Here is a 16,423-nt window from a genome sequence, read left to right as displayed (position 1 = left end):
GTAAGAATTTGTCAGTTTAAAGACATAAACTGCCGAAAATTGAACGCGGGTATATTTTTGTTGAATAATTTTGGTTTGAATACTCGTGTAAGAGTAGACAATTCCTTATCTTTGGGAGCTGAAATGATGTGATTAAATAATTAACAGTGAATTACATTGATGTGATAATATTGCTCCCGTTAGTATACGGGGCTTATAAAGGGTTTAGTCGAGGATTGATAGTTGAGATGTCAACGTTGTTCGCGTTGGTCTTGGGGGTTTTTATCTCTTTGAGATACGCCGTGAACATGGAGGATTTTTTGAAAGACTTTATAGCGATGCCGGAGTCGTATGCCTATTATATCGCTTTTGCGGTTACCTTCTTGCTGGTTATTATTGTGATTCATTTGTTGGGGAAATTGCTCACGAAGTTGATTGATATGGTTTCGCTTGGGTTGTTTAATAAACTGTTCGGGATCGTGATGGGCGTGTTGAAATCGGCAATCGTGGTATGCGTGATTCTTTTTATCGTGAATGCGATGGACAATCGTTATGAATTTATCTCAGTAAAAACAAAAAGTGATAGTCTATTGTATCAACCTTTTGTTAACTTCGCGAATGGCGTTTACGAGAGCGCTTTTAAATAATTTGGAACGAATACGAACATATAAATTTAAGAATCGATGAATTTTGTAGAAGAACTAAGATGGAGAGGGATGGTTCATAGTATTATCCCGGGTACTGAAGAGCAACTTGCAAAAGAGTTAACGACTGCTTACGTGGGGATCGATCCGACGGCTGATTCATTACATATCGGGCATCTGGTTTCGGTGATGATGATGAAGCATTTGCAAATGGCAGGTCACAAACCCATCTTTGTTATCGGGGGAGCCACTGGAATGATCGGTGATCCTAGCGGCAAATCCTTGGAACGTAATTTGCTTGATGAAGAAACGATCCAAAAGAATATGGCGGGGATCAAGGCTCAATTATCCAAGTTTATTGATTTCAACTCGGATGCATCCAACGCTGCGATTATGGTGAATAATTACGATTGGATGAAGAATTTCTCTTTCCTTGATTTTATCCGGGAGGTGGGAAAACATATTACCGTAAACTATATGATGTCAAAAGAGTCCGTGAAAAAACGGTTGAGTGCTGATTCTACACAAGGATTGTCTTTTACTGAATTTACCTATCAATTGGTGCAGGGATATGATTTCCTTTATTTACGTCGGAATTATAATTGTTTGTTACAAGTAGGAGGTTCCGACCAATGGGGAAATATCACAACCGGGGGTGAGTTGATCCGCCGCAAGGACGGGGGTGAGGCTTACGGATTCACGTGGCCGTTGATGACCAAAAGTGACGGAAAGAAGTTTGGTAAGACGGAATCGGGTAACATCTGGTTAGATCCGAAACGGACTTCTCCTTACAAGTTCTACCAGTTCTGGTTGAACAGTACGGATGAGGATGCCGCTAAATATATTAAAATATTCACGATATTGCCTCCGGCTGAAATTGATGCGCTGATTGCCGAACATCAAGAGGCTCCGCATTTGAGAAAATTGCAGAAGGTATTGGCGAAAGAGGTGACTTGTTTGATTCACGATGAAGAAGCCTACGAGTCTGCATTGGAAGCTTCACAAATCCTTTTCGGTAATGCTACTTCAGATGCTTTGAAGAGATTGGATGAAGATACTTTATTGTCCGTGTTCGAGGGGGTGCCTCAATTTGATGTCGAGAGAGCCGATTTGGAGGCAGGTATCCATATTGTGGACTTGATGGCGGAAAAGACTTCCATGATGTCTTCCAAGGGAGAGGCTAGGCGCGCTCTAAAAGGAAATGCTATTAGTATTAATAAAGAGAAAGTGCAGGATCAGGAATTGATTGTTACTCCCGAGTACTTGATAGATGATAAGTTCATCCTCTTGCAGAGCGGGAAAAAGAATTATTTCTTGATTACGGTGAAATAGAAAGGTTTATAAAGTTTATAAGGTTCTATTACTTTATGAACTTTACGAACTTTATAAACTTTATAAACAAAGAGAGGCTGCGGCCTCTCTTTTATTGTAGTTTAAAATTAATGGGTACCGTGTAGGAAACTCTTACGGCTTTGCCTCTTTGTTTCCCCGGGATCCATTTCGGCATGGTTTGAATAACCCGCACAGCTTCTTTATCAAGTGATGGGTCGACAGCTCTGATGACTCTTACATCCGTGATGCTACCGTCCTTTTCGATAACGAATTGCACGACTACTCTACCTTGAATATTGTTCTCCTGCGCTATAATCGGGTATTTGACATGTTTCGACAGCCAAGCCTGTACATCTCCGCCGGGGAATCTGGGCATATCCTCTACGACCACGAATATATCCGATTCTCCCGTGTATTCACCATCTCCATAGCTATCATAGTCTCCCATACTACTTCCGGAATAATTGTTACCGTATGAGTTTTGATTCCCGACATTAGATTCGGCATCTTCGATTTCGAGCATGTCATCGATATCCAATTCTTCGTCAACAATCTGCATAAGGTCAGTCAACCTAGGAGCGGGAGGAGGGGGAGGGGGTGGTCTCATCAGTGATTGTTGGGTGATGGGAATAATCTCCTCTTCCAGCGGCTCTTCCGCGACCGTTATGAAGCCTTCTTCAACCTTCACGTTAGTTCTCCATTCGAAAGCAAAGAGTAGAGAGGCTAATGCTAGGATTAGACCTATCTCGAAGAAGATACCCTTTTTGTTTTCGAGACTCGCTTTAGATGATTTCTTTACTTCCATAACTTAATTGTCTTAGTTAAGCTTTTACCTCTAATATACAAAAAGTTAGCCGAAAAGCCAAATATATTGGTTTACTTTTCCGTAAAAGAAGTGAATTAGTCAAAAAACTCTGGAATTGTTATGGTTTGTAAAACTGTAAAGTCCATAAGATAGCCGATTGGTGCTGATCTTATGGACTTTATAAATTATAAGGATTTTACGGTTAAAACAGTTGCCCGAACTATTCTTCTTCGTATTCTTGATACAGGAAATCGTTGAAAGGGAAACGTGCGGAATGGATATCTTTCACGATATCGTATAGTTTTTCCTTTAGTTCATCAATGTTCTCTTTTCCCTTTGCCGAGATATAGACCGTTTCCTCACCCTGCTTGGACATCCACATTTGTTTCAGGTCATCCAGACTGTAATTTTTGCGCTCAATGGGTGTCAGGTCGTCTTCGTCCTTTTTCGTGTAGGTAAAGGCGTCTATTTTATTGAACACGGTGATCGTTGGTTTCGGGGTGTCGATGAGTTCACTTAAAGTTTCATTCACAATCCTTACCTGATCTTCGAATTGAGGGTGTGATATGTCTACTACATGGAGAATTACATCGGCTTCTCTCACCTCGTCCAGAGTCGATTTAAAGGACTCTACCAGATGATGAGGAAGTTTACGAATAAACCCTACTGTGTCGGCTAAAAGAAACGGTACGTTCTTTATAGCGATTTTCCGGACGGTTGTATCGAGCGTGGCGAAGAGTTTGTTCTCCGCGAACACTTCCGATTTGCTTAAAAGGTTCATCAAGGTGGATTTGCCGACATTGGTATATCCCACGAGAGCCACACGTACCAGTTTACCCCGGTTCTTGCGCTGCGTGACCATTTGTTTGTCGATCTTTTCCAGTTGTTCTTTCAAGCGGGTAATTTTATCCCGGATGATGCGTCGGTCGGTCTCTATTTCCGTTTCCCCGGGACCGCGTAGACCGATACCTCCTTTTTGTCTTTCCAAGTGAGTCCACATACCTGTCAGTCGCGGGAGTAAATACTGGTACTGGGCAAGTTCCACTTGGGCTCTTGCTTCCGCGGTACGGGCTCTTTTAGCGAAAATGTCAAGGATAAGGTTCGTGCGGTCGAGGACTTTCCTGCCTTTTAATTCCCGTTCGATATTCCGGAGTTGTGTCGGGCTGAGTTCATCGTCGAAAATAATCAAGTCAATGTCGTTTTCTTCAACATAGTTTTTGATTTCTTCCAGCTTACCCTTCCCTACGAAAGTTGCCGTTACCGGTTTATCCAAATTTTGTGTGAATATTTTCACGGTTTCCGCTCCTGCTGTCTCTGCCAGAAAAGCGAGTTCGTCCAAGTATTCGCACATGGTATCGTAGCTGATATTTTCTGATTGTAGCGCTACGCCTACAAGAATTGCTTTTTCTGCTTCTTTTTTCGTGTAAAAATAATTGCTCATATATAAGGAAAAGAAAGGGCTGACGATGAACGACAGCCCCTTTATTAGTTTAAAGTGTCTTTCTTACTGTAATCTGAAGTTGATAGGTACAGTGTAAGATACTCGTACGGGTTTACCTCTCTGTTTTCCGGGTTTCCATTTCGGCATGGATTTTACCACGCGAACGGCTTCTTTATCCAGAGAAGGGTCAACACCTCTCAATACTTTCACGTCAGTGATGCTACCGTCTCTCTCGATCACGAATTGTACGGTAACTCTACCTTGGATATTGTTTTCTTGTGCAATAACCGGGTATTTCACGTTTTTACCTAACCATTTATTAATATCTCCCGGGAACGTGGGCATATCCTCTACTACTTGGAAAATATCTTCCTCACCGTAATCCCCTTCATCATAACCGGTTCCGTCATAGTCATAGCTATAATCAGTGCGGTTTTCCACGTTAGCTTCCACGTCTTCGATTTCCAGTTCTTCATCGATATCCAATTCTTGGTCAACGATCTCGATCAAGTCTGTTAACTTGGGAGCTGGAGGAGGAGGTGGAGGCGGTTTCATCATCTGTTGGGTAATTGGAATGATTTCCTCTTCCACGGGCTCTTCGGCTACGGTAACGAAACCTTCTTCTACTTTCGTGTTGGCTTTCCAGTTGAAAGCGCAAAGTAGAATACCTAGAGCCACTACCAGACCGATCTCGAAGAAAATACCTTTCTTTCCTTCTAGGTCTGCCTTAGGTGTTTTTTTGATTTCCATGTTATTAGTTTAATATTATAAGCTCTATATTTCTTCAATTTGCGTCGGTAAAAATAATCAAATTCGGTATAAACCACAATAGTTCTCTTCTTTTTTTTGAAGAAAATGTTAAATATAGGATTGATTTTCCTTTAAATATTCTTAAATAGAAGAGACTGTCTGTATTGGCAGTCTCTTTTTCAGAAGGTATTGGATTTTTATTGTAATCTGAAATTGATCGGTACCGTGTAAGATACTCTTACAGCTTTACCTCTTTGTTTACCGGGCTTCCATTTGGGCATGGATTTTACTACACGAATGGCTTCTTTGTCCAATGAAGGATCGACAGGCCTTACTACTTGCACGTCGGTGATGCTTCCGTCTCTCTCTATCACGAATTGCACGATAACTTTGCCTTGAATATTGTTTTCTTGTGCGATAACTGGGTATTTCACGTTTTTACCTAGCCATTTATTGATATCTCCCGGGAAAGTGGGCATATCTTCCACGATTCGGAATATGTCTTCTTCGTAATCACCTTCGTCGGCATAGCCATTTCCGGTTTCGTCATAAGAATAATTTGTGCGATTCTCCACGTCCGCTTCGGCATCTTCGATTTCTAGTTCATCGTCAATGTCCAGTTCTTGGTCAACGATCTCGATCAGATCGGTTAATTTAGGGGCTGGTGGAGGGGGTGGAGGAGGTTTTAAGTACGAATGAGTAAACGGGATAATTTCTTCCTCTATCGGAATATCTATCACGGTATTGAAACCTTCTTCTACTTCGGTGGTCGCCTTCCAGTTGAAAGCGCAAAGTAGAATACCTAGAGCAACGACCAAACCGATCTCGAAGAAGATACCTTTCTTCCCCTCGAGGTTTGCCTTGGGTGTTTTTTTGATTTCCATATTCTTGCTGTTTAGATTCTGTAACTCTCGCATAATGTATTTGTAAAGATAATAAAATTTAGTGGGAAATGCAAACTTTTTTGCTCTTTTTTTATTGGAAATGTTAGATTTAACTTCATGGATAAAGAGAAGTAAAAAAGGACAACCACTTGGATTGTCCTTTTTCGGGATGTTCGTATTGTATGTAAATCACTGTATGTTTCTAGTAACTGATGCGGAATGTGATAGGGATAGTAAATTTCACCCTTACGGTCTTATCTCTTTGCATTCCCGGTTTCCATTTCGGCATGGAGTTTACCACTCGAAGTGCTTCGCGATCCAAGTCCGGATGAACGGATCTTAACACTTTTGCCGCAGTAATGCTACCGTCTTTTTCAACGATAAATTCAATAAATATTTTTCCTTGAACTCCGCTTTCTCTTGCTCTTTCCGGGTAATTTAAGTTTTTCCTAAGCCATTTGTTTAAATCTCCGTTAAATTTGGGCATGAGCTCCGGGTTAAGAAATGGTATAGTTTCATCAAATTCTTCATCTCCCGTACCGGTCGAATATTGATCTTCTATACCTTCGATGCCGTTTATCGAGCCGTTTTGACTTTCGGTAACGTCAATGATGTCCGGATCATCCAATTCCAATTCCTCGTTCACGATGTCGATATAATCGATCGGCATCATTTTGATTTTGGGTAACGGTCTGGATGCTTGTTGAGGTACTACTATTGGAAGAACGTCATCTTCAATGGTCTCTGTATCCACGAGAATGATTTCTTTTGTTTCTTCTTGGTAGAATTTTGTCTCAAAGGCAAAAAACACGACTGCAAGAGCTACAACAAGCCCTATCTCGCGGAAAATGAACCGCTTGTTTTCCAAATTGGAACGGGATGTTTTTTTTGCTTCCATGACCTTGCGTTTTTGAAATGTTATCTAAACGTTAATTTGATGTTCCAAAAGTAGAAGATAAAAATGATATAAACAAGTTTTTGAATCAGAAATGTGAATATTTTCTTAAATTTTTAAGCGATGTATTTTAAAATAACGTTAAGTGTCCCGTGTTTATTAGGTTTTTTGGAATATTTGTTCATTGGAGGGAGGTGTTATTTATATCTTTTCTAACTTTGCATCATGATAAAAGTATTATTTATCCGGGTTCCGTCAGATGAAATGTATGACGAGGTGTTCACTTCTTTGCAAGATAAAGTGTCGGAAGAGTGTTTGGTTGAGGCGGGGAGCTTTAGAAATAAGGGTGTTGTCATACGTCGGGTACTTGGCGAAGCCTTAACTGTTTTTGCGTTAAGGAAATATTTCGGAATGCCCTTCGGGAGTTATCGGTTTGCCCGGGGGGAGAAAGGAAAGCCTTTTGTTGCGGAGCGGGAGGGTGTTTTTTTTAATATTTCTCATTCGGGGATTTACGTGGTGTGTGCCGTTTCCGATGGGGAGATCGGTGTAGATATTGAAAAGCGGTCGAAGGCGAGAATGGAGGTTGCCGGGCGTTTCTTTCACGCGCGGGAAGTACGGGAATTGGAAGTTGCTTCCGGAGTTGAACAAGATAAATTGTTCTACGATTACTGGTCGGTCAAGGAGAGTTTCCTTAAATATACCGGTACGGGATTAACCCGCCCATTGAATAGTTTTGTCGTGCGGTTTTCAGATGGGAAAATTTCATTGTCAGAGGGAACGAGGGAATTGCCTTTGTATGTTTATCCTTGTTTGATAGATACTGGTTATGCTTGTTATGTTTGCGGAGAATATAATGAGAAGCCTGCACTCTGTGCCGTTTCCTTACAAGAATTGATATGCTGAGTGGTTCGAAAGAATGAGAGCGTGTCAAAACACGCCCTCTCGTCAATAAGGTCTAAATGTCCATAATGTCGTAAGGTCAAATGCACAAGTAACCAATATATTATAATGTTGTTCATCAGAGTGTTATCAAATTACTGACTTTATAGACTTTAGGAGCCGAAGGCTCGACTTTATGGACTTTATAGACTAGAGGTGTGTTTTGACACATCCTAAATGCCGAGTATCTATCCTTTTGAAAGGCTTGCCATAATTCGGTTTATTTGATTTTTATTTTCGGGTTGAACACGTTTACTTATTTCCTGCAAACAGGTGCGAGTTTTTTCCAATTGTTGTTGATTGGCGATTTGTTCGAAATTTTTTAATTCTTGCAAAACGCTTACGATTTCTTGTTCGTCCGGGAGTTGTTGAGGCAGACTTTGTAGCACTTTGAGGATTTCGTTGACTCGGTTGGTTTGTTTGTTGTTGATGATTTGTCGGAATAGCATACTATATCTTAATGCTCGTGCCCCTTTGTAATTATCCTTTTCCAGTTGTTTTAGATCTGTCAGCCGGCTGTCGAAATTCATATTCATCATTTTCATCATACGAAATTCATTTTTGTACGTGTTCATGATTTTAGTTTCTACCTCTTGGCGTCCCAGTTTTCGACTAAATGCTTTTCGGTTGTTCACGAGATAACCGAAAAGCGGGGTATCAACATTTTCAATTTCATTTTTGATTAGCTTCCAGTTTTCCGGTTCACACAACTTGTTTACTCCTAGCAAAGGCATTGTTCCGCTCAAAACCCTCTGTAACTGTTTTTTATCGTGTATTTGCAGAAAAGCGATGTATTCTTTTAAAAAGGAATCGCTTCGTTCTCCCTTCTCGTATTGTTGTTTCATTTCGGCCAACTTTACCACATTTTTGACTTTCTGCACGAAATCGTCTTCAGGTTTGGATACCGCACCGCCATCCATGCGACAGAAAAGGCTTCCGTCATGATTTAAGATCAGATAAGTCGGATAGACTTGTACTTGATATTTTTTTGCGATATCAATTCCTTCTCCTTCCTGCATGTCTTTCATGATGCAGATGTAATTGCTGTTAAAATAGTCGCCACATTCTTTCAACGGGAAGATGAAATTGACCATGTATTTGCATGGACCACAGGTTTTCGTGTAACAGTCGATGAATAATCTTTTTCCTGTTTGTTTCGATTTTGCCAAAGCCTCGTTGAAGGTTAAATCTTCAAAATTTGTTCCCTCTTGGGCAGTACAAGTAGCGGAAAGGCATAGTAATAAACCAATAAGATAAATAGATTTCATAGTTATTATTTCAATATATTTTGTATTAATTCTTTCATTTCTTTACCGGGACCGGGGGCAAAGACGGTTACGATTTTTCCTTCTTTATCTATAATAAAGTAGCGGGGTACCCCGATGACATGATAATCTGTTTCAAAATGAGAATTTTCCGTTGGATAGGAAATAAGATTCAGAAGCCCTGTCATTTTATTTTCTTCCAAGGCTTTTAACCATTTGTTGCGTGCATTTTTTTGATCAATGGAAATGCTTATAAATAAGATGTCTTTTTGATTGCGGAATTCATTTTGCAATTGTATGAATTTTGGCATTTTCTCGATACAACTACAACACCATGTTGCCCATATATCTGCAACAATAACCTTGCCTTTGAAGTCATTGAAAGTGTAAAGTATGCCATTTGCGTCTTGCAGTGAAGACAATGGGGCGGGCATTCCTTCTCGTAAGGGTGCGTATTGTTCGTAAAGGCTCAATATTTCTTGTTTCAAGGGGGAATCTACCACGTGAGATTCAATGCTCGGACGTAAGTCTGCGATTTCTTTCGGGCATCCGTTGTTTTGGAATAAGAATTTCAGCTTTTTCAGATAGATTTGATGTAATAAGGTATTATTGCCGGACAGAATCTCTTTCAATTTGGTATAATCGTTGTGATTGAGGGGTCTGACGGGAAATTGTGTGGAAAAGGAAATTCCATCTCTTGCTTCATCGAAAGATTCCCCTTTTTTCAATGCTTGAATCATGTAATAATAATCCGTGAACTGTCCCGGGTTATTCTCTTGGATAAAGGCTGTAACTGTCGGGTTGTTTAACTTGATGGGAGGAATTTCCCGGAGTAAAAATTTAATATCGGCCTTTTCACCTTTGTTTTGGATGATATATCTTCCACTTTGGATAAGCATGAAGCACTTGTTCTGAATGGCTGACGGTGTATTTCTTTTACCCGTTTCTTTCATATTTTCACGATAGGTTTTTATAATATCTTTTGCATCGGAAAATTCTTTTGTCCATTCTTGTTTAAGATGTTGATAAAAATTATTGTTCTGTGCGAAAAGGGAAAAATGAAATAGTTGTAGGAAAATGAGAATCTTTATTTTCATGTTTTTATAATAAGAGAAAACAAGGTATCAAAAATTCTATTAGAACTTTTGATACCTTATAAATTTAGATGATTAATTTTGAGGACCTTGAGCTATTCCTTCTAGATCAATGCCACAATTGTTTTTTAAATGATTCACCACGATTTCATACCTTTGATTAATAAGCGGGTAAGTTTCCGGTGGATATTTTACTTGAAACTCTTTTCTGGTGTAGAACATGGCTGCTCTTATATAACTGAGGAAATCCCGGTAAGGGTAAGCTTCTTTTTCCCAATTTGGGTTTGTATAGTGGGATAAACTGCTTGGAACAGTTTCTTTTTGGTTAAAACTGCGGTGAACGATATTTATAAATCCTCGGTTCATATAATAATTAGGATCGTCTTTTTCATAGTCTTTAGAAAGAATTGGATTCTTCGTGTAATCAATGCCATTCTTGAAATCGTTTGGTTCTATAAAAGTTCCATTTTGTAATGCGGCTTCAATCATTAAGTAGAGGAAAGTTGCGCGTCTGATTTTAAGTGATTGAGCATTCGGATGCGCTATTTCATCATCTGTGAAACTGATAGCCCAATAATCAAAACCGTCGGTTTTTAATGCAACAAAATTCCGATTTGTGGTTCCTGTCCCTGTTCCTGTCCCTGTTCCAGTGCCGGTTCCAGTGCCTGTTCCCGTCCCAGTTCCCGTCCCAGTTCCTGTGCCAGTTCCTGTTCCCGTCCCTGTTCCCGTTCCTGTCCCGGAACCACTATCAGCGTCAGGATCTTCCCCCGGTTGTAGCCCTCTTAGATTATCGAGCATATATATTTTTGCGGGTAATACAAGCTGTGCAATTTTAGGAGTCACGTAATTGAAGACGTGATTTTTCAAAAAGCCCAGATAGTAAGGTGCTTGTTCATCGGTAAGATCGTTGCCATAATAAAGTTTACCTGTTCCTAAAGAGGTCCATTGTCGATTAAGGTCTTGAGGAGTAATACCTTTGTAAAGTAAATATACTCCATAAGTATCATGAATCTCTTTAATTTCCGTATCCCATGGATTATTGCCTTGAGGAAATTCGAATCGAAGAACGGAGTAATTGCCGGAAGGTGTCACATCATTTTCATGATAACAAGATGTTATCATGAAAATACAACTTAGTACTATAAATAAATGCTGTTTCATAAATAGTTGTTTTAATTAGAGGTTAAATTACCGTCACGTGGAGCGGGAGCTAACGGGTTTTGTTCTAGTAAATTGTTCAGTTCCAATGCATCATCGGGCAAGGGTAGAGTGAAACCGGGATCATTTTCTTGAAGTGTGTACACGAGCGTAGATGTTTCATCCGGATACCACGTGTGTTTTATTTCTTTCATTCCCCAGCGACGTAGATCAAACCAGCGGTGGTCCTCGAAACATAATTCCCTACGGCGTTCGTTATGTATAAACGTGATCAACTCGTCTGGGTCTGATATGCTTTCATTTTGGTAGTCGGCGGGGAAACGATATTTCCGGAAGTCATTCAGTGTACGCAGGGCTTCCGTTCCCGCGTTTGCATTCCCGGCTCTGTTCAACATGGCTTTTGCTTCGCATAAATTCAAATATGCTTCCGATAAACGGAAACTTCTACTAAAGATACCATTACCTGAAGTTGGTTGATAGTACAATGAGGAACTTACATGTAATTTCCCGAATGCTTGCGGCATTTTTTCCAATTCATTATTTTCGTTGACGATTTCATATCGATGGCGAATAACATAACGCTCCTTGCGGAGATCTCCCGGAGTTTCGTCAAAACATTTCATCAACTCTTCCGAGGCTCTGAAAAAAGGACGTCCTTCTTTTCCTGCACTGGTGTTATAGACATAGTAAGTGACATCGCTCATGTTTCCATAGACCCATATCGTTTCAGGAGAATTGGTGTATGAATGATAATCCAAATACGTGGGATCGTAAGGATATGAAGGACGTTGAGTTGCAATCGTGTTTAAATCCAGTAAATGAAAATTCTCGTTTTGAATGACGTAATTGGCGTAAGTCGCTGCATTTTCCCATTGTTCCATGTATAAATAAACTCTCGAAAGAAGAAGTTGTACCATGGGGAGGCTTGTTCTTCTATTCGGTTGCCATTGTTGATCTACGGGTAATGATTTGTACAAGCGTTCGGCTTCTTGAAGGTCCTTTAGTATTTGTGAATAGACTTGTTCTACCGTATTTCTTTTTAGCTCAGATTCTTCAATACCACTGTTTAATTTCAAGGGAACGCCTAATGCCGTTTTATCGTTATTATAGGGAGTTCCGAAAAGGTTTACCAGATTGAAGTATGCGAATCCGCGAAGGGCAAATGCTTGAGCTTTTACGATATTGATAATGTTTATATCATCTTTTATATCAACAATATAATCTAGGATGGCATTTGTCCCTAGTATCACGGAGTAGTAAGCGCTATAAATGTTGGTATGATTTTGTCCGGTAGATTTCATTACCTCGTACAAATTTGATTGCCAAGAGTAGGGTGCCCACCATTGATTTGGATCTGCACCAACCTTGGGTTCTTGGTAAGGAGCGGCGGTGACGTCATCGTCCAATAATTGAAGGAAGAGGTTTAGTCCCGTGCTGGTATAACGTAGATAAGCTTCTCCCAGCAAAAGTTCATTTAAGGAGGTTGCGTCTTTAGGTACGAATTCACTCTTGGATTTGGGTTCAAGAAAATCTCCGCATCCGCCAAATATCAAGCTGATAATAAGGGTAAATATAATTCTTTGTTTCATGACTGCTTTTATTAAAATCCTACACTCAAACCAAACGAGAAAACTTTGGGCATAACGCTGGTTCCTAATTCCGGGTCAAAGCCATTAAAGCGACTGCTACCGATAACAAACGGATTATTTACGTTTGCGCTAACGGAACAGTTGGTGGCACCGAATTTGGAACATAACTGTACCGGAAGATTCCATGTTAGGGAAAGTTGCGTGCAACGTAAAAAAGATGCGTTTACCACCATCGCGTCAGAATTAGCCCACATTCCATAGATGGAATTTGCCGTGGTGCCGTCCGGGAGTTGTATGTTGATAACATCTTCGACGGAAGTGTACAATGCCGGGTAAATCGTGTGTTTTTCATCTCCGGGTTTTTGCCAACGTTTTAACAAATCCTTTGATAGATTGTTATAAGGTTCCGGTAGTTTCCCGTGACTAAAACTGCTATAAGGGTTTGGAAGACGTTTTTTACCACCCAGCAACACAGAGAAACTTGCTCCTACGGATAAACTTTTATAACGGGCACGTGTGGAAACTCCCCCGGAAAAGTAAGGGTCGGTTTGTCCGGAATAAACGAGGAAGGTGGTTGGGTCGATATCGGAATCCGTTTCTTCAAAATCAATCTTGTTGAAGGTCGGGTATCCGGTTGCCGGGTCTAGGCCGGCGAAAGAGTAAGACCAGAAGCCACTGATTGGATAGCCTTTTTTCAATAAACGCTCGCGGTTCCCGTTAATAAAATCGTTTTTGTTGATTTTATTCACTCTTGTTCTGATATCGTCATTTTGTGCTTTGTTCCAGTTCTTGGAAGCATTGATATTGATAGTCCATGCGAAATTTTTTCTCTTGTAGGGGGTTAAATTGATGGAATACTCTATTCCGTGATTGTGAATACGTCCTCCGTTCAGTTTCATGCTAGCCATTCCGTATTCTTGAGCGATATCTTGACTGATAATAGCGTTTGAACGTCTGCCGTAATACTCTAGGCTCATGTTGATGCCATTAAATAATTGTAGGTCTAATCCCAGATTCCAAGTTTTTGTCCGTTCCCATTTCAACAGGGGATTGGGTATGCTGGATATTGTCAAGTAATACTCCTTGTAATGTTGGAGGATTCCTCGATGGCGGACAATAAGCTCCGGGCTTACGGAAGTTACCACGTTTCCTTGAACTCCGTATGTGGCACGGAAATTCAATTGATTGAGCCACGGGAGATGAATTTTGATGAATTCCTCTTCTGCCATTCTCCAAGATACACCGAATGAATATGTTGGGTCGAATTGCTTGTTGGCATCTTGTCCGAATCGGTTCGAGGCATCGGATCTCACGTTAGCGTTGATTACGTAGCGGTCTTTCAAGGAATAGGCGAATGTGGCAAAAAAAGAAACGAAATTGTTCGTTATAGACGTATTTTTCCAACCACCTTGATAGAGTTTATCCAATGCTCCCCAGCTAATCGGTTCGACGCCTCCCACGGGTATAATTTCTGTCGGGATTGTAGGGCTAACCAGAAGTTCTCCGCGTTCGGGTATGTATCCCCATACAGTGTTCGTGTTATTTTTATTCTCCTCCGAACGAATTTCCATGGCAGCCATCCCGTTGATGCGGTGAATATCATTGAAAGTTTTGGAAACCAATATTTTGTTTTGCATATTATAGGAGGTGGTGTTCGTCTCGTTTGTGGCTAACTCTCCCCCGAACGGTAACATGGCTGCATTAAACCTGTCGGAACCTGCAATTTCCGAATTATAAGGATAACCGCGATAGTTCAGCTCGATATAAGAAGTTTTTTCACCCGCGAATGACTCTGCATTATTCATCCCGTACGCTACGCTTCCCACGAACTGGTATTTCAGCCAATTCGTGATACTCCAATCGGCGTTGAGCGAAATATTAAAATTTTTGGAATCGTTTTTGGAATAACTGTTTTCCATTTCGTGCAGTATGTTATAACCGTATTCCAGTACACCCGTTCTATTTAGCTTGTATTGATAGTATTGCTTGTAGAATGCCAATTCTCCATTCTCTTCGTGTACAGGGATTGCCCGGCTGGTATTTTTTGCGTAAGTTTCCGGGCTAACCCCCGGACCGTATCCTTTTTTCTCCCCGACAGAACCGTTTATATTGAGAGTAACCGCTAAAGATTCGATAAATTGAGCTCTGATGTTCAAGCGGGAGGTGAAGCGTGTCATATCATCACCTTTCTGGCTACCATGATTTGACGAGTAGCCGAAAGAGGCGTTGTAAGTCACTTTTTTTGTTCCCCCGGAAACACTTAAGTTATGGTTGTGGCTGAATGAATTGCGACATAGCAAATCAAACCAATCCGTGTTGCATGTTTCCAGTCTTTCCATTTGTTTCATGAAATCGCTTTCACCAATCAGGCGATTGTTAAACATGGCCATCAAGCCCTCGTATGTATAGATCTGGGGAAGGGGATCTTTCTGGTACCGGATTCCCGAATCGTAAGCTTCTTTACTGAACTGGATACGTTCTTTCGAGTTCATGTAATTGAACATGCCATAGTTCGGGCGGGTACGGAGTGAAAAATTATTAGAATAGCGGATGCTGGTTCGCTCGGCGCTTCCTTGCTTGGTGGTAATCACGATAACGCCGTTGGAGGCTTTGGAACCGTATATCGCGGTGGCGGAAGCGTCTTTTAAAACCGTGATGGTTTCTATGTCGGCAGGGTTCAACCATGAAATTTGGTTACCGATCAGGTTTTTCATGTCTTCCGTGACTGCGGCAGTGGCGTCTAGCGGGAGCGGGTCAGGTTGGATAATTCCGTCTACAACCCACAACGGGTCAGAGTTACCGAGAACGGTAGATGTACCCCGAATCGTTATTTTTGGGTTACTGCCGATTCGGGAAGACGAGTTAACCACCACCATTCCCGGGATTTGTCCTTGCAGCATCTGGTCGATGGAGTTGAATGCCGGCATCATGATATCTTCCGCTTTTACGGTAGTGTATGCTCCCACCATGTCTTTCCGGGGAAGGCTACTGTACCCGGTAGACACTACGGTCACTTCGTCCAGTTGTGACGCATCCAGCTTTAAGGTAACTTTCAGGGGGGTGTCATCCGTGCATTTCACTACCTTCGTTTCCATCCCGATAAAAGAGAATATCAGGCTGTTGTCGCTTTTCCCGGGCAGGGCGATACTGAAATTTCCGTTCACGTCAGTGGAAACACCCACGGTTGTTCCCTTGATGAGAACCGTCACCCCGGGAAGCGGTTCCCCGTTTTCGTCAACCACGGTCCCTTTAATGATTCTTTTCGTTTGCGGTTCTTCTGCTTTTTCTTTAACCACGACCACTCCTTCTACCATCGAGTAAGCTAACCCGAAATGCTTCAGTACGATGTCAATGGCTTGTTTCACGGGAGTATTCTTGACCACAAGGTCTTTGCATTTTTTGTCTTTTACCTTTTCGAGGTTATACATGAATTTGACACCGGTTTGTTTACGGAACTCGTTAATGACTTCCACGAAAGAGGCATCCTTGTAGTTTAGGTTTACCGTTGTATCTTGTGCGTAAGTTATTTTACTGCACAATAATGAAACGGATAAGAATAAAAAACTGACAAAGATGTACGCTGTTCTTTTCTTCTTTTTCATAATGTTGTTTTATTATTTGGTATGATTATCCAGAGTTACCTCTGGT

13 protein-coding genes are annotated in these 16,423 nt (G+C 41.0%); 3 read left to right on the top strand and 10 right to left on the bottom strand.

Annotated elements, in window-relative coordinates:
• The first annotated feature begins 146 nt into the window (after positions 1–146).
• Together H8S64_RS00440 and tyrS are read left to right on the top strand one after the other, a co-directional pair.
• Positions 147–626 (top strand): CvpA family protein, encoded by a 480-nt coding sequence (locus tag H8S64_RS00440; protein ID WP_099290903.1) that lies wholly within the window; start codon positions 147–149, stop codon positions 624–626.
• A 36-nt stretch (positions 627–662) separates the two neighbouring features.
• Positions 663–1,955: a tyrosine--tRNA ligase gene (gene tyrS / locus H8S64_RS00435; RefSeq protein ID WP_099290902.1), complete on the top strand. Its 1,293-nt coding sequence runs from the start codon at positions 663–665 to the stop codon at positions 1,953–1,955.
• Positions 1,956–2,046: 91 nt separating this feature from the next.
• Here tyrS and H8S64_RS00430 read toward each other — a convergent pair whose 3' ends face one another.
• From H8S64_RS00430 to H8S64_RS00410, 5 genes are all read right to left on the bottom strand, one after another.
• On the bottom strand, positions 2,047–2,760 hold the full coding sequence (locus tag H8S64_RS00430; protein WP_186974554.1) for an energy transducer TonB: 714 nt from the start codon (positions 2,758–2,760) through the stop codon (positions 2,047–2,049).
• A 220-nt stretch (positions 2,761–2,980) separates the two neighbouring features.
• Positions 2,981–4,201 carry a GTPase HflX gene (hflX, locus tag H8S64_RS00425; RefSeq protein ID WP_186974553.1) on the bottom strand — a complete coding sequence of 407 codons (1,221 nt, stop codon included), beginning with the start codon at positions 4,199–4,201 and terminating at the stop codon, positions 2,981–2,983.
• A 63-nt stretch (positions 4,202–4,264) separates the two neighbouring features.
• Positions 4,265–4,951: an energy transducer TonB gene (locus tag H8S64_RS00420; protein ID WP_099290899.1), complete on the bottom strand. Its 687-nt coding sequence runs from the start codon at positions 4,949–4,951 to the stop codon at positions 4,265–4,267.
• A 197-nt stretch (positions 4,952–5,148) separates the two neighbouring features.
• Positions 5,149–5,835 (bottom strand): energy transducer TonB, encoded by a 687-nt coding sequence (locus H8S64_RS00415; RefSeq protein ID WP_099290898.1) that lies wholly within the window; start codon positions 5,833–5,835, stop codon positions 5,149–5,151.
• A gap of 202 nt (positions 5,836–6,037) precedes the next feature.
• Positions 6,038–6,733 carry an energy transducer TonB gene (locus H8S64_RS00410; RefSeq protein ID WP_099290897.1) on the bottom strand — a complete coding sequence of 232 codons (696 nt, stop codon included), beginning with the start codon at positions 6,731–6,733 and terminating at the stop codon, positions 6,038–6,040.
• A gap of 222 nt (positions 6,734–6,955) precedes the next feature.
• Here H8S64_RS00410 and H8S64_RS00405 point away from each other — a divergent pair, with 222 nt between their 5' ends.
• Positions 6,956–7,633, top strand: a complete 678-nt coding sequence (locus H8S64_RS00405) for a 4'-phosphopantetheinyl transferase family protein (protein WP_186974552.1) — start codon at positions 6,956–6,958, stop codon at positions 7,631–7,633.
• Positions 7,634–7,857: 224 nt separating this feature from the next.
• Here H8S64_RS00405 and H8S64_RS00400 read toward each other — a convergent pair whose 3' ends face one another.
• From H8S64_RS00400 to H8S64_RS00380, 5 genes are all read right to left on the bottom strand, one after another.
• Positions 7,858–8,937, bottom strand: a complete 1,080-nt coding sequence (locus H8S64_RS00400; RefSeq protein ID WP_186974551.1) for a thioredoxin family protein — start codon at positions 8,935–8,937, stop codon at positions 7,858–7,860.
• A 5-nt stretch (positions 8,938–8,942) separates the two neighbouring features.
• Positions 8,943–9,887 (bottom strand): TlpA family protein disulfide reductase, encoded by a 945-nt coding sequence (locus H8S64_RS00395; RefSeq protein WP_186974550.1) that lies wholly within the window; start codon positions 9,885–9,887, stop codon positions 8,943–8,945.
• 216 nt (positions 9,888–10,103) lie between these two features.
• Complete coding sequence (locus H8S64_RS00390; protein ID WP_186974549.1) at positions 10,104–11,189, bottom strand: hypothetical protein; 1,086 nt, start codon at positions 11,187–11,189, stop codon at positions 10,104–10,106.
• An 11-nt stretch (positions 11,190–11,200) separates the two neighbouring features.
• Positions 11,201–12,775 (bottom strand): RagB/SusD family nutrient uptake outer membrane protein, encoded by a 1,575-nt coding sequence (locus H8S64_RS00385; RefSeq protein WP_186974548.1) that lies wholly within the window; start codon positions 12,773–12,775, stop codon positions 11,201–11,203.
• Between the two features lie 11 nt (positions 12,776–12,786).
• Positions 12,787–16,377 carry a SusC/RagA family TonB-linked outer membrane protein gene (locus tag H8S64_RS00380; RefSeq protein WP_186974547.1) on the bottom strand — a complete coding sequence of 1,197 codons (3,591 nt, stop codon included), beginning with the start codon at positions 16,375–16,377 and terminating at the stop codon, positions 12,787–12,789.
• Positions 16,378–16,423: the final 46 nt, after the last annotated feature.

It is taken from the genome of Butyricimonas hominis (genome assembly GCF_014287455.1).
Classification (GTDB): domain Bacteria; phylum Bacteroidota; class Bacteroidia; order Bacteroidales; family Marinifilaceae; genus Butyricimonas; species Butyricimonas muris.
The sequence above is the reverse complement of the archived record's forward strand: the minus strand, read 5'-3'. Positions and strand labels throughout refer to the sequence as shown.